This is a genomic window from Mesorhizobium sp. 128a (assembly GCF_053848025.1).
The window spans coordinates 39,694-51,947 of the sequence record NZ_JBSPKY010000016.1 but is presented as its reverse complement, the minus strand read 5'-3'; the positions used below and the strand labels follow the sequence as shown (position 1 = coordinate 51,947).

At 61.1% G+C, this 12,254-nt stretch carries 14 protein-coding genes and 2 pseudogenes; 4 read left to right on the top strand and 12 right to left on the bottom strand.

Translation table 11 applies throughout. The annotated features are described in order from the left end of the window. Nucleotides 1-230: 230 nt before the first annotated feature. The 4 genes and pseudogenes from ACWTU9_RS24125 to ACWTU9_RS24110 all read right to left on the bottom strand — a co-directional run. Nucleotides 231-740: an SRPBCC family protein gene (locus ACWTU9_RS24125; RefSeq protein WP_455860476.1), complete on the bottom strand. Its 510-nt coding sequence runs from the start codon at nt 738-740 to the stop codon at nt 231-233. Further along, entirely contained in the window at nt 740-1,063 is a 324-nt protein-coding gene (locus ACWTU9_RS24120) for an ArsR/SmtB family transcription factor (RefSeq protein WP_455860475.1), read from the bottom strand. The genes ACWTU9_RS24125 and ACWTU9_RS24120 overlap by 1 nt, the downstream gene beginning before the upstream one ends. A 173-nt stretch (nt 1,064-1,236) precedes the next feature. Then, on the bottom strand, nt 1,237-2,466 hold the full coding sequence (locus tag ACWTU9_RS24115) for an AAA family ATPase (protein ID WP_455860580.1): 1,230 nt from the start codon (nt 2,464-2,466) through the stop codon (nt 1,237-1,239). 231 nt (nt 2,467-2,697) lie between these two features. Further along, nucleotides 2,698-2,862, bottom strand: a pseudogene (locus ACWTU9_RS24110) (ATP-dependent Clp protease adaptor ClpS); the annotation flags it as partial. Nucleotides 2,863-3,159: 297 nt separating this feature from the next. Between ACWTU9_RS24110 and ACWTU9_RS24105 the strand changes: the two are divergent. Further along, on the top strand, nt 3,160-3,639 hold the full coding sequence (locus ACWTU9_RS24105) for a pyridoxamine 5'-phosphate oxidase family protein (protein ID WP_455860474.1): 480 nt from the start codon (nt 3,160-3,162) through the stop codon (nt 3,637-3,639). Between the two features lie 42 nt (nt 3,640-3,681). Continuing rightward, nucleotides 3,682-4,719, top strand: coding sequence for a YihY/virulence factor BrkB family protein (locus ACWTU9_RS24100; protein WP_455860473.1), 1,038 nt, complete (start codon nt 3,682-3,684; stop codon nt 4,717-4,719). An 85-nt stretch (nt 4,720-4,804) separates the two neighbouring features. On the opposite strand, the gene ACWTU9_RS24095 is transcribed toward ACWTU9_RS24100, so the two are convergent. Then, nucleotides 4,805-5,356: an autotransporter gene (locus ACWTU9_RS24095; protein WP_455860472.1), complete on the bottom strand. Its 552-nt coding sequence runs from the start codon at nt 5,354-5,356 to the stop codon at nt 4,805-4,807. A gap of 101 nt (nt 5,357-5,457) precedes the next feature. Between ACWTU9_RS24095 and ACWTU9_RS24090 the strand changes: the two genes are divergently transcribed. Further along, nucleotides 5,458-6,168, top strand: a complete 711-nt coding sequence (locus ACWTU9_RS24090) for a GntR family transcriptional regulator (protein WP_455860471.1) — start codon at nt 5,458-5,460, stop codon at nt 6,166-6,168. 19 nt (nt 6,169-6,187) lie between these two features. Here the strand turns inward: ACWTU9_RS24090 and ACWTU9_RS24085 are convergent, their stop codons facing one another. Together ACWTU9_RS24085 and ACWTU9_RS24080 are read right to left on the bottom strand one after the other, a co-directional pair. Next, nucleotides 6,188-7,078: a sigma-70 family RNA polymerase sigma factor gene (locus ACWTU9_RS24085; RefSeq protein ID WP_455860470.1), complete on the bottom strand. Its 891-nt coding sequence runs from the start codon at nt 7,076-7,078 to the stop codon at nt 6,188-6,190. A gap of 32 nt (nt 7,079-7,110) precedes the next feature. Continuing rightward, complete coding sequence (locus ACWTU9_RS24080) at nt 7,111-7,419, bottom strand: hypothetical protein (RefSeq protein ID WP_455860469.1); 309 nt, start codon at nt 7,417-7,419, stop codon at nt 7,111-7,113. Between the two features lie 149 nt (nt 7,420-7,568). On the opposite strand from ACWTU9_RS24080, the gene ACWTU9_RS24075 reads away from it, so the two are divergent. Further along, a complete protein-coding gene (locus ACWTU9_RS24075; protein WP_455860468.1) occupies nt 7,569-7,934 on the top strand; it encodes a VOC family protein in 366 nt (121 codons plus the stop codon). 101 nt (nt 7,935-8,035) lie between these two features. On the opposite strand, the gene ACWTU9_RS24070 is transcribed toward ACWTU9_RS24075, so the two are convergent. The 5 genes and pseudogenes from ACWTU9_RS24070 to ACWTU9_RS24050 all read right to left on the bottom strand — a co-directional run bounded on the left by ACWTU9_RS24070 (nt 8,036) and on the right by ACWTU9_RS24050 (nt 12,225). Beyond that, the gene (locus ACWTU9_RS24070; RefSeq protein ID WP_455860467.1) at nt 8,036-9,232 is read right to left on the bottom strand and encodes a caspase family protein; all 1,197 of its coding nucleotides are present in this window, start codon (nt 9,230-9,232) and stop codon (nt 8,036-8,038) included. Between the two features lie 252 nt (nt 9,233-9,484). Continuing rightward, nucleotides 9,485-9,871 (bottom strand): annotated as a pseudogene (locus ACWTU9_RS24065) (FAD-dependent oxidoreductase); the annotation flags it as partial. A 31-nt stretch (nt 9,872-9,902) separates the two neighbouring features. Next, complete coding sequence (locus ACWTU9_RS24060) at nt 9,903-10,889, bottom strand: Gfo/Idh/MocA family protein (protein ID WP_455860466.1); 987 nt, start codon at nt 10,887-10,889, stop codon at nt 9,903-9,905. A gap of 114 nt (nt 10,890-11,003) precedes the next feature. Further along, complete coding sequence (locus ACWTU9_RS24055; RefSeq protein ID WP_455860465.1) at nt 11,004-11,579, bottom strand: YceI family protein; 576 nt, start codon at nt 11,577-11,579, stop codon at nt 11,004-11,006. Nucleotides 11,580-11,646: 67 nt separating this feature from the next. Continuing rightward, nucleotides 11,647-12,225, bottom strand: coding sequence for a cytochrome b (locus tag ACWTU9_RS24050; protein ID WP_455860464.1), 579 nt, complete (start codon nt 12,223-12,225; stop codon nt 11,647-11,649). Nucleotides 12,226-12,254 lie beyond the last annotated feature (29 nt).

Genomic DNA, 12,254 nt, shown 5'->3' with positions numbered 1-12,254 from the left:
GCTGAGCCCGCTATCGTAGTGGCATCCGCCACGTCCGCTATCGGAGCAAGCGGACTGCTCTCTTAGAAATCAATAGGCGTCACAATGACATAACGGTGCCCAGTTTCATCTCCTCCGGTGCGCCATTTTGGTTTGAAACTGCGAACGCCAGCAGCCGCCGATTCTACGCCACAGCGGCGACGAGTGTCCGCAGCAGCTCAGTTCTCACGGTCGTTGCTCCTTTTCAGTTCTCACGGTCGTTGCTCCTTTTGTGCTCGTGCCGCTATGGCCAGGTCAAATCGTTGCAACTGGCTGGTCAGTCCAAGGATTGCGCCGCGTGTCATTTCGGGGTCCGGGTGACGATCGGCCGTCACGATCATCCGAACTCGCCCAGCCTCGGCGTGGAGCTCGACCACAATGTCGTAGGGATACGACTCGACGCCAGGGACGAAGTCGATGTCGAAGCGAATGCGCAGTCGCCGGTGGCGCACCATCTCGACGAATCGACCGCTCACCCGCGCCGTCGTCGACATGTTGGCGTTCGCAAGGTAGGCGACTTGGTCGGCGCCCACCGCGGTCATCACGTGTTCGAACGCACCACCGACCCGCGGCTCGAGGCCCAGCACCTCGACGTGCATTCCCTCAGGCGCGTACCACTCCTCGAGCCCTTCTTTCGTGGTCCACAGCGCCCAGACGTCCTCGATCGATGCGTCGTAGACCCGCTCGAACCTGATGGTGCCCGCCTCCGGCTCGATGGCCATCACTTCTTCTCCTCGCCTTGCCGCACGCTGCTCCGTCGCGCCAGGGCTGCGTCGAAGCGATCGAGCCGGCTTTCCCAAAGCTTGCTATAGCTCCGCACCCAGTCGTCGATCGCCCGGAACGGCTCAGGTCGGAGCGAATAGAGACGCCGCGCCCCATCAGGCCTCATCGCGACGAAGCCAGCTTCGCCGAGGATCCGCAGGTGCCGCGAAACGCCGGATTGATCGATGTCGACGGCGCGAACCAAGTCACCCACGGCCTGCTCGCCGCCTGCCAGCGCTTCGACGATGCGAAGCCGCGTGGGGTCGGCCAATGTCTGGAACACGCTTTGTTGCATCATTATGCATATGTATCTGTATGCATATTCCGGGTCAAGCCGTTCGGCCGAGGTCTCCGCCTGACATCCGGTTTGAGCGGAGTAGATTGATGAACCTCGGGTATCTTCTGCGAGGTCCAAGGCAACGAAGCCGCCGTCGCCTTCCGCAATTAAGCGCCTGCTCAGTGGCTTGACGGTCCGTCGGTTGCTCCGCCAAGCAGCCTGACGTTGAGCCGGCCGCCGGTGAACAGCATGTCGTCCAGGGCCTCGGCGAGATCCTTGGAGGTCACGACCTCTCCGTCGCCCCGCATAATGCTCGTTTGCGCGCAACGACGCATAAGCTCCTTGATGAAGGCCGCGCTGACGCCTTTCGTCCGCGCCACGGCCTCGGCCATGATCTTGTTGGAAAGTTTCAGTCCGCCGCCATAAAGGTGCACCAGCTTTTCGCGGCAGTCGTCGTCTGGCAGCGGCACCTCGATGGCTTGGTCGATACGGCCCGGCCGCCCTGTCAGCGCAACTTCAAGCTGTTCCGGCCGGTTGGTGGTCAGGACGAACAGGATGTCGGCATTGTCCTTTAGTCCGTCCATTTCGTTGAGCAGCGTGTTGAGGAGGGATTCTTCGCACGGACCACCCATGTTCTCGCGGTCGCGGGCAATCAGATCCACGTCCTCGATCACCACGGTGGACGGCTGCAGCAGGCGTGCCAAGGTCATGTATTGCGACAATATACCCATCTGACCGGCCGTTATGATGAGCGTGGTATGGCCGGGGAGATTGGCAGCGAGGTAGCGAATGGTGTGTGTCTTGCCGGTGCCCGGGGGGCCGTAGAGCAAGATGCCCTTGCGCGTCGATTGTCCAAGCCGCCTCAGCGCGTCCCGGCTCTCGATGAACCGGATCACGTTGCGGTCGAGAAGCTTCAGGGTCTGTTCCGGCAGAATGATCGCTTCGCGCGGCACCGGCGGCAAGCGATGAACCATCACACCTTTGGACCGGCCTTGATAATCCCCTTCCGTTTCGAGGGAAAGAACCTTGCCGCGGTAAGATCGCGCAGCATTGATGGCCGCCTCAAGTTGCGAGAAGCAACGGTCCACAAGGGCAACGCCATCTTCGCCGGCCGGTACGGCGATCTCCACGCAGGTCCCGGACTCGCGACCGTACTCGCGGTGGAAGGACAGCACGACTGCATAGTGCAGGCCATCGTCCCGGTTGAGCCACAAACCGTTGTTGAGACACTTTATCGGCTCGATTTCGCCGATATCGACGTCCTGATATTGCGCAGCCGAGATGGTAACGGCGAACTGTCCTTCCTTCGTCAGCGCGGCATAAGTCAGCGTCTCGTAGCGATGCTGCTCGTAGAGGCCGAAGAAGCGAATGGGCGCGGCTGAGAACAGCTTGTTGAGCGCCACCTGCACGTCGGCTCGCATGTGGCCGGGGAACTGGCGGGAGGTCGCGATGATCTCGTCATGCGCCAGTCCGCCAAAATGCCAGGCAATCGCCTCGTGGGCATATTTGAACTTTTTGTCGCGCGGAGCTTGTGCGGAATGGCCGGCTATGGCCGCGCTTTCTGTTTCGCTGGGAGCGGCGGTGATGCGAAGCGGGTGGCCGGCCGCATTGATGCGCTGCTGCGCCGTATCCAGCATCGCCTTCGCAACCGCAAATGGGTAGCTGCCGCACACGGCCTTTCCCTCCTGCGACACGGTCGCGGCGAAGGTCTCGGCCTCCGCAGCCGATCGATCGAAGACCGAACGGACGAGATCGACGACAAACTCCCACGGGGTCTGATCGTCATTGTGAACGACAAGCTGCAAGATTGCTTCGGCGGGTGTATTGCGCAATGGAACGGCTCGCTTTCGGATTGCTGCAAAGCCACACTATCTTCGCCACGTTGCATGAATTGTTAACGACCCGCCGCCCCTGATGCGATAGATGGCCAGCTCGCTGCCGCTTGTTCAGGCTTACCGCGAAGCTGGTTCGATATAGGCGTCGAGGTATGCTACCTGCGCCTTGGGGCGGCGGCCTGCAAGCAAGATCTTTCCATGAATCCATTGGAACAGATGCAGCCGGCTACCGTTTTGCTTTCTTTCGCCATCTGAAAGGAGGTTCAGATGCCCACCCCCGCCGAACTCGAAGCCAAGTTCTGGAAATCGTTGAAATCCGACATGACAATGATGATCGGCCTCGATGGATCGAAGGTCATCCCGCGTCCGATGACCGCTCAGATTGAGAATCAAAACGGACCCATCTGGTTTTTCACGGCGACCGATACCGAACTTGTCCAGGGCCTGAAAGACTGCGCCAGCGCAACGGCTACCTTCACATCCAAGGGTCACGATCTGTTCGCCACGGTGCAAGGGAAGCTTTTTCTGAACAACAACCCGGTGGTCATCGACCGGCTCTGGAATCGCTTTGTCGCGGCTTGGTTCGAAGGCGGGAGGGACGACCCGAAGCTGGCACTGCTCCGTTTCGACCCAACCAACGCAGAGATTTGGCTCGATAGCTCAAGCGTGACGGCGGGCATCAAAATGCTGCTCGGGTTCGATCCGAAAGAGGAATACAAGGACAAGGTCGCCAAGGTGTCCCTCTAAGGCGACGCAAACCTGGCGATGCGGAGCGAGGGCCGTTGAGCGATGGACACCAAGTCCTCGTTGATCGATACCGAAGCGGCCAATCGTGCGTTGGCCACGTCGGAAACCAGCAAGGCCGCCATAAGGGCAGAGGATGGGGGCCGTGGTCGCGATGCGGCCTGGCCGTCACAGATTCCCGCACGCGGCTGGAAGGACATCTTCTGGCGGCTCTGGGAAGAGTTCAACAAGGACCGGGTTTTGCTGGTCGCGGCCGGCGCAACCTTCTATCTGCTGCTGGCGCTGTTTCCGGCGCTGGCCGCCTTCATCTCCATCTACGGTTTTGTCGCCGATCCTGTGACAGTCGCGGACCATGTCGCCTATCTCGGCGGATTGCTGCCGTCAGGGGGATTGGATATCATTCGCGGACAGTTGCAGGCTTTGGCCAGTCAGAAACCGGGAGCGCTCGGGACAGGTTTCTTCATCGGTCTCGGCATCGCACTGTGGAGCGCCAACAGCGGAATGAAGGCGCTCTTCGATGCAATGAACATCGCCTATGAGGAAAGCGAGAAGCGCAGCTTCATCACGCTGAACCTGATGTCGATCCTGTTCACGCTTGGGGCCCTGGTCATCGGCATCGTGCTGTTGCTGACCGTTGGCGTTGTCCCGGCCTTGTTGCGCTTCTTCTATCTTGACGCCTGGACAGAGACCCTTGTTGCGGTGTCTCGCTGGCCGATCCTGACAGGCTTCATGCTTACAGGTATTTCCCTGCTCTACCGTTTCGGGCCGAGCCGCGAACATGCCAAGTTGCGATGGTTGAGCTGGGGAACCTCGATTGCGACGGTTGTGTGGATCGCAGCATCGTGGCTGTTCTCGTTCTACCTGCAGCATTTTGCCAACTACAATGCCACCTATGGATCGCTGGGCGCTGTCGTTGGCTTGATGATGTGGACATGGATTTCCGTCATCATCCTCATCGCCGGCGCCGCAATCAATGCCGAGATGGAACACCAGACTGCAATCGACTCGACCACGGGTCCCGCTCTGCCAATGGGAGAGCGTGGCGCGGTGGTTGCGGACACTCTGGGCAAAACGGCTGACTAACTGACTGGATCGCTTATCCGGCAACGAGCCGGGACAGTGCGCGAGAGCACGTGGAGATCGACAGCCTGCTTTCGCCCTTTCCCGATCAGGAACCGGACTGCCAAATCGGCCTCGCCCCAGCCAGATAGCGCTCATTGTCGAACGGCTCGGCCCGGGTGCTGTCCGGGCTCCACATATGGCGGTCAATCTCCGTCAGATTGCCGAGATAGACATGCAGCGCGCCGGAGCGTGCGGCGCCCGTGTTGGCGACAGCATGCACAATGTCCGGGGTCATGTGCACGACGGCGGGTGCGGCAATGTCCTGCCGTTCCGGTGTATCGATCTCTGAGCCGTCGACGGGATAGATAAAGTTGGTCTCGCTGCCCTTGTAGATACCGATCAGCGCGTCCATCCGATGGTTGTGTGCGGGATACTGCAGGCCGGGCGACAGGGTTATGTGGTAGATCGTCAGATCCGGGCCAGCATGCAGGAGCACTTCGTCGTCGTCTTCCTCATGGGCGAGCACCCCGGAAGCATGGAAGCGATCCGTGTGTTCGCGCAGAACCGCCTTGACCCGTTCGAAGGCATCGGGACCTTTGGCTGCGTTGACGATATCGGCGGTTACGGCGTAGAGAGGCGATTTGGCGGCAAGAGGCATGTCAGTTATCCCCCTTAAGAAGCTTAATACCAATAACTGAGATGCTCAGGCTAGCGAATGCCGGAACCAGCGTCAACCGCATGGCCCCAGGAAGACCTGACATGATCGCCCCGAAATCCGCCCCCCCATCGACCGCCGACATATTGCGCAGCGAGGAGGCCTACGAGCAGCTGAAGAGCGACATCGTCGCCTGCGTGCTGCGCCCCGGTGAAAGCCTCACCGAAAAGCAGATCGGTGATCGCTACCAGATCCGGAAGGCGACGATCCGCTCCGCACTCGCCCGGTTGACGCAGGAAGGGCTGATCAAGAGCGAACCGCGCCGCGGCTATGTCGTGACGCCGCTAAGCCTGCGTGACGTCAACGAGATCTTTGACGTCCGCAGCCTGATCGAGCCGGAAGTGTTCCGGGTGGCGGCCGCCAACCTCACCGAGCGCGGGCTCGAGGACATCAGGCTGGCGGCGCAAAAGGTGCTGAAGCCTGAGACGCTGCGCAGCCACGTCGCCTTCCTCGCCGCCGATCGCGCCTTTCGCCTGGCACTGGCCGAGCTGTCGGGCAATCTACGCCTGGCCCGCCTGCTCGACCAGATCCTCGACCAGTCGGAGCGCGTCCTCCATCTCGGCTTCAAATCGCGCGACTTCACGGACGTGATCATCGGCCAGCAGAAGGAGCTCGTCCTTGCCTGCGAGGTGGCCGAGGTCTCGGCCATTGCAAAGCTTGCCCGTTCGCAATGCCTGCTGCTCAAGAAACAGGTGCTCGAAGCGTTGCTCGCCGGCTCCAAACTGCAGGACGCCAACCTCCAGAGCTTTGCCTGAAGCGACTGGCCGTCCGCGCTCATTCGCTGATGACGCGGATCTCCGCATCGGCAAGGCAATAGGGCGCATAGAGGAAATCTCTGATCTGGCTGACCTTTCCGTCCTGCCAGTCGACCAGCATGAAGCCACGCACGGCATCGTCCCCCGCCAGCGGGTTGCGGATCAGGATGGCCGGCCTGCCGTCGACGAAGCCGAGCGACAGCGCCCAGTCGCTGACGCGGTCGTAATTGCCGAAATAGTTGGAAACCTGCGCCTTGCCGCGCATGCGGGTGCGGTTGACGACTTCGAGCTGGATATCCTCGGCGATCAGCGCGCGCACGGCATCGAAGTCGCGCGCGTTGAACAGGTCGACATAGCGGCGCAGGCGTTGCTCGTCGTCGGCGTCGAGTTTTGGGGCGGGCGTCTGTTCGTCCTGCGCCGCCAACAGCCGCAGCTGCGCCCGCCCGCGATGCAGCGCCGCCTTGGTTGCCGCCAGCGTAGCGCCTGACACTTCGCAGGTCTCGTGCAGGCTGAGGCCAAGCACGTCGACCAGGATCACGGCGCTGCGTTGCGCCGTCGCCAGCTGCATGAAGCTGCGCAGGCTGGCGGCCGCGGCGAGCCTGGCATCGGCGCTTGCGGCGGGGTCTTCGATCGTCGTCATGTCGGTCTCGCTCATGCGCGCCTGCTCCCGCTGGCGTCGGCGCAGATGATCCTGCGCGGCATTGTGGGCGATGCGGAACAGCCATTGCTCGGGCCGCTCGACAGAGGCGTCGCCGTCAATGGCCTGCAGCGCCTTGATCAGTGTCTCCTGGACGATGTCCTCGCCATCGATCACCGAGCCGGCCATGCGGGCGCAGTAGCGGTGCAACTTCGGCCGCAAGGAGCCAAGCATCGCCTCCAGGGCCACGCGGTCGAGTTTTGCCGTGTTCATCCTGTCCATTCCCCAAACGCCGGTCTTTGCAATCAGGCCGGCACGACCTCGCCGGCCAGCATACGGTAATTGCCGGCGATCTTTGCCGGCGATCTGGCAAGCGGCGTCGAGCGCCGCCCGGCATGATCGGCGCTGAAAGCCTTGAAGGCGGCGAGCCCGGTCAGGCCGTCGCCGTCCTGGCTGACAAGATGGACGAACTCGCCATTCTCCAGTTCCAGCACGAGGTAGCGCACGGATTGCGGCTTGGTCTCGTCGAGCGCCTCGAACACCTTTGCAACCAGCATACGGTTCTCGGCGATGCTTTCATCCTTCACGCCGTAGCGGATGAGATTGTAGCCCATGTGTCGTCTCCTGTTTTTCAAGTCTGCATGGAGAAGACGTTTCGCGACCTCGAAAAGATTCTTCGCCGCCGCGAATCTTTTCGATCGCCCGGATCGTCTTTCCCCCGTGGACGGCTGCGCGGCAGCCAGCAGGAGCAGGAGAGACCCTCATGCACATTCAGTTTGCCGAGTTGCCGGTGTTTGACCAGGACCGCGCCAAGGCGTTCTACACCGAACACCTTGCCTGCCAGGTCGCTTCCGACCAAGCGATGGGCGATAGCGGCTGGCGCTGGATCGAGCTGACATTTCCGGGCGCCGTCACCAACCTGCATTTCGTCAGGCGGGTCGACGATGCCCCAAGCGCGGAGCCGGTGCTGGTTCTGGTCGACTGGAACGTCGAAGCGACCATCGCGACTTTGAAGTCGCGCGGCGTCGAGATCGTCACCGAGCCACAGGAGGCGCCCTGGCAAAGGGGCCGCACGGTCGCCGAGTTCCGCGACAGCGAGGGCAACCGCATGGTGGTTGCCAGCCGATAATCTGGCGGCGGCATGCCCTCACATCGTGTCGTCGGATCTCGAGTCAACCACGCCCGCCGCGACGCGCCCGAAGTCGCTACGCAAGGGAGTCATCCGCGTTGTTAACCCCCAAGCTGCTGCAGCTTACGACAGGCACGCATCCTGCCTTCTCGGCAGTTTTGGCGACATCTCTCCTTGTTGCCATCCCTGCATCGTCCAACGGCTTCCGGTTTGGCAGGCGCGGTCGTTTCCGCTGAACGATTGGCAGAAGGCTCGTTGATAGGCGGCGAGGCTTGCGGCTTACGACTGACTTTCTTTGGCAGGATTTTTTTGCGTGGCGGCGCGGGCGCCTCGAGCTTGGCAATTCGGCTCTTTGCAATTTGGATGAATGTACCATTCGGAAATGCCGCCAGATAAGCACGATACATCGAGACATCGGATGTATCCTTGATCGATTTCCAAAATTCGAGTTCTGTCTCCGTATTGATGTCCGGCTGATGGAGTTCTGATGGAGAGGGGTTCGATGCGGCATCTGGGTTGAATGAGAACCCCGGCTCCACCAAGGACGAGTTGCTCCAGGGAACCTGCCTCCCAGAAGTCGCGTTCATAACGTCCAACCGGACGCGACGCATAAGAATTTCAATGTCGATTGAAGGGGTCTTCAAGCGCTTCACGAGAGAGTCTGCAAAAGGGCTATGATTGGCGGCTCCATCGAGAGCGACATTGCCGGGCTGTGTTGCAAAGCCGATAAAGACTCCCCTGCCAGCATCCAAGGCTCCCAGCCCCTTTCCTATTGCAAGGCCGCGACTCTGACTCTGCCCACTTAATTGCTTAACGAAAGGATTGTCCCGACAGGCATCGAGAAGGACGATGGCTGTATTTTCCTCTGCCGTCATGGCTGCGATAATATCCTGCAAGCGCTCAGCCTCTAGAGCCAAGTCCGCAGGTCGTTGAAGGGCGGCATCAACTGGCAAGAGGTAGTTTTCTCCGTTCGCTTGGAGCCCGTGTCCTGCGTAGTAAAAAAGGGAGACGTCCCCCGGCTGCAAGTTTCGCCTGAATTTCCCAATAAGGTTCCTAAACGTAGACGCGTCAGCATCCAGGCCAAGGGTGACCTCAAATCCCATCTCCTCCAACACTCGAGCGATCGCATTCGCATCATTCACCCCGTTGGTGAGCGATGGCGCATAGCGGTAGGCAGAGTTGCCGATAACAAGTGCATATCTGTGGCTGCGTTGACCGATTTCGACCTCAGATGATGCGGGTATCGACAAGCCTGCCAGAAAAAGAAGGCACGCGCACAACAAGCAAATCTTGGACATTGCGACGTTCCCGAGCAATGAAGAACATTAGCATCTGTTAAAGCGCGTGGGTACCCGCCGTATGGGACGGTCTTGCTTAGGAAAGCATCCAAACTTGCCGTCAGCGGCTCGTTGTGAGTCTCCGGGCATCGTGACACTTTTTCGGGTATCGACTTCGAGGAATAATCAATCGCTGGAATGATGCCGCAGATGAGGTGGTCGCGACTTCGCGAGCTTGCGGCAACACCGTTCGGTCGTTCAGACCACCGCACCATTGCCGCCGCCGCGCTCGGCCCAGCCAACCACCGGAAAGAACTTTAGGCCGCGCTGCATCAGCCACGAGCGTTTCTCGCCGGCGGCAAAGCCGACATACGCCTCGGCCCAGCGGCGCGGCCAAAGATCTTCCGGGCGATCGAAGGCGGCGGTGCCCAGCCAGTCCTCGAGCGCCAGATCATAGGAATCGCGAATGCGCATGCGCCGCTGTTCAGGCGAGTCGCCGAGGAAAATTACGCCGAAGGACCAGAACGCCTGGCCGCCAAGCGACTGCTCCGGTTCCTGGTCGACGATGATGATTTTCTTGCCGGCCTCGGCCAGCTCGGCCGCGGCAACCAGCCCGGCGAGGCCGGCGCCGACAATGATCACATCCGCATTGTCAGCCATCCTTTTGCTCCCCCGGGCTTTGATAAAGTGGTCAGACGGTTTCCCAGCCGTCCTTTCCGCCGGCGCGGAAGATGGCGTCGATGACCTTCTGGTTGAGCACGGATTCCTCCAGCGTGAAGACGCGTTCTTTGCCGCCCTCGGCCGCCCTGGCAAAGGTCTCGACCTCGCGCCGGTATTGCTGCGTGCCGGGAAAGCGGAACACCTGTGCCTCGGTGTGGTTCTGGTTGTGCAGTTCGATGCGGTGGTGGTCGTAGAGCCCGGCATTGAACGGCGAAAACACCTCGATGAAACCCTTCTCGCCGTGGAACACCATCACCTGCCGCGCCGCCATCTGCGTCGACAGGTAGAAGGACAGTTCGAAATCGCCGAAATCGGCGCGGATCGAGGAGTAGATGTCGGTGCCGAATTTTTTGTCGCGCTCGATGGTCGCCTGCACTCGGCTTGGCTCCTTACCGGTCGAAAACCGTGTCGAGACGGTCGGGTAGACGCCGATATCGGGCAGCGCGCCGCCGCCGAGATCAAGCTGGTTGCGCATGTTTGTCGGGTCGACATTGTAATAGGAGAACGCGCCCTGGACATGGCGCAGCCGGCCGATGGCGCCGTCGGCGATGAGGTCGCGCACCTTGATCCATTGCGGATGGTAGATGACCATGAAGGCTTCGCAGACCAGCACCTTCTTCTGGTCGCGCAGCTTGATCAGCGGCGCGATGTCCTTGGCATCGAGCGCCAGCGGCTTTTCCACCAGCACATGCTTGCCCGCTTCGATGGCTTTCGCCGTCCATTCGACATGCTGCGAGGTCGGCAGCGGGATGTAGACGCCGTCGACCTCTTTCGAAGCGAGCAGTTCCTCATAGGAGCCGAAGGCATGGCGGGCACCGAAACGCTCGCCTAAAGCCTTGGCCTTCGACAGGTCGCGGCTGGCGATGGCCGACAGAACGCCATTCTCGGCCTCGACGATTGCCGGCAACAATTGCTCGCGGCCGATCTTGGCCGTCGACAAAACACCCCATCGGAACATCTGGCTTCTCCTATCGATCTTACAGGCGAGGAGGTTTGCCCGAATTTAGGGGAAAAGCCAATTGATGATGGCGCCAGTTGCTCTCCCCCGCTTTGCGGGGCGAGGAAAAGCCGCTCAGCCCTTCTTCCCCGTCAGCGTCATGTCGAAATCGACGATGTTGGAATAGATCGGCGTGCCGACATCCATGCCGTAGCGGGAGCGCAGCACCTTGCCGGTGACATGGAATTTGATCGTGCCGCCCTTCAGCCCGCCGAGCTCGGCGGTGAACTTTTCCGCAAACGTCTTGCCGCGCGCCGTCAGCCGGCCGCTGACCAGCGCCGTGGTGTCGCTGGTGCGCGTCACGCTGGTCGAGCGGAACTGGATTTCCGGATTGTTGGCGGCATCGAACACCGCGTCGGATCGAAGGAAGGCGTCAATGCGGCCCTGCCCGGTGCCGACGCTTTCGGGATAGATGGTGAAATTGACCTGGGAACGTCCGACATCGCGGTTGTCGATGCGGATCGAGCCCTTGAACCGGCCAAAGGCGCCGTCCAGCCCGCCGCCGCCGACCTTGCCGATGGAAAAGCGGATGCTGGAGCTGGCCGGGTTCACCGTGTAGCTGCCGGCGGCGTCGTTGAGGTCCACTGCGGCCAAGACTGGCATGGCAAGGCAAGCGGCGACAGCCGCCAATCCGAAGATGCGCGCATACATGGTTTTTGTCCTTCTGGGGCAGGCAAAGTCCTGCGCCTTTCCTCCATGAACGAATACGTGGCGCGCCCTATTCCACATCGCCATCTGACGAAGGCGTGATCATGCGCGTGAGCACGCTGTCGCGCAGCCAGAAATGATGGCGCAGCGCCGCCAGCGCATGCAGCGCGACCAGCGCAATGCCGGCATAGGCGAGATACCAGTGCGTTGCTGCCCAGAAGCCTTCCGCCGCGTCGGACAGGCCGAGCGGCAGGTTCGGCATCACGAACAGGTTGAACGGCATGCTGGGTATCTCCAGCATCGACACCGAAACCAGCGCCCAGCCGGACAGCGGCAGCGCGAGCTGGAAGGCATAGAGCGCAAGATGCGCCAGCGGCGCGGTGCGACGCTCCAGCGCTCCGGTCGATGCCGGCAGAGCCGGCGCCGCATTGCCGAGCCGCCAGGCGATGCGCAGGATGATGAGACCGAGCAGCAGGAAACCGAAGGATTTGTGCAGCTGGATGAGCTCGAAGGCGGTGCGCTGGCTGGTCAACCGCACCATGATGAAGCCAAGTGCGAACTGGCCAATGAAGATGATGCCGATCAGCCAGTGAAGGATGATCGCCACCCAACCGTAGCGGGTCGTGCTGTTTGTGATCGATGCCGGCATGGCAAATAAACGAACGGCGGGTCCGCTTT

What these genes read in the sequence shown, in the direction of transcription:
- ACWTU9_RS24125 (WP_455860476.1), bottom strand. Translation starts at nt 740, where the DNA reads ATGGCCATCGAGCCGGAGGCGGGCACCATCAGGTTCGAGCGGGTCTAC.
- ACWTU9_RS24105 (WP_455860474.1), top strand. Translation starts at nt 3,160, where the DNA reads ATGCCCACCCCCGCCGAACTCGAAGCCAAGTTCTGGAAATCGTTGAAA.
- ACWTU9_RS24100 (WP_455860473.1), top strand. Translation starts at nt 3,682, where the DNA reads ATGGACACCAAGTCCTCGTTGATCGATACCGAAGCGGCCAATCGTGCG.
- ACWTU9_RS24095 (WP_455860472.1), bottom strand. Translation starts at nt 5,356, where the DNA reads ATGCCTCTTGCCGCCAAATCGCCTCTCTACGCCGTAACCGCCGATATC.
- ACWTU9_RS24090 (WP_455860471.1), top strand. Translation starts at nt 5,458, where the DNA reads ATGATCGCCCCGAAATCCGCCCCCCCATCGACCGCCGACATATTGCGC.
- ACWTU9_RS24085 (WP_455860470.1), bottom strand. Translation starts at nt 7,078, where the DNA reads ATGAACACGGCAAAACTCGACCGCGTGGCCCTGGAGGCGATGCTTGGC.
- ACWTU9_RS24080 (WP_455860469.1), bottom strand. Translation starts at nt 7,419, where the DNA reads ATGGGCTACAATCTCATCCGCTACGGCGTGAAGGATGAAAGCATCGCC.
- ACWTU9_RS24075 (WP_455860468.1), top strand. Translation starts at nt 7,569, where the DNA reads ATGCACATTCAGTTTGCCGAGTTGCCGGTGTTTGACCAGGACCGCGCC.
- ACWTU9_RS24070 (WP_455860467.1), bottom strand. Translation starts at nt 9,232, where the DNA reads ATGTCCAAGATTTGCTTGTTGTGCGCGTGCCTTCTTTTTCTGGCAGGC.
- ACWTU9_RS24060 (WP_455860466.1), bottom strand. Translation starts at nt 10,889, where the DNA reads ATGTTCCGATGGGGTGTTTTGTCGACGGCCAAGATCGGCCGCGAGCAA.
- ACWTU9_RS24055 (WP_455860465.1), bottom strand. Translation starts at nt 11,579, where the DNA reads ATGTATGCGCGCATCTTCGGATTGGCGGCTGTCGCCGCTTGCCTTGCC.
- ACWTU9_RS24050 (WP_455860464.1), bottom strand. Translation starts at nt 12,225, where the DNA reads ATGCCGGCATCGATCACAAACAGCACGACCCGCTACGGTTGGGTGGCG.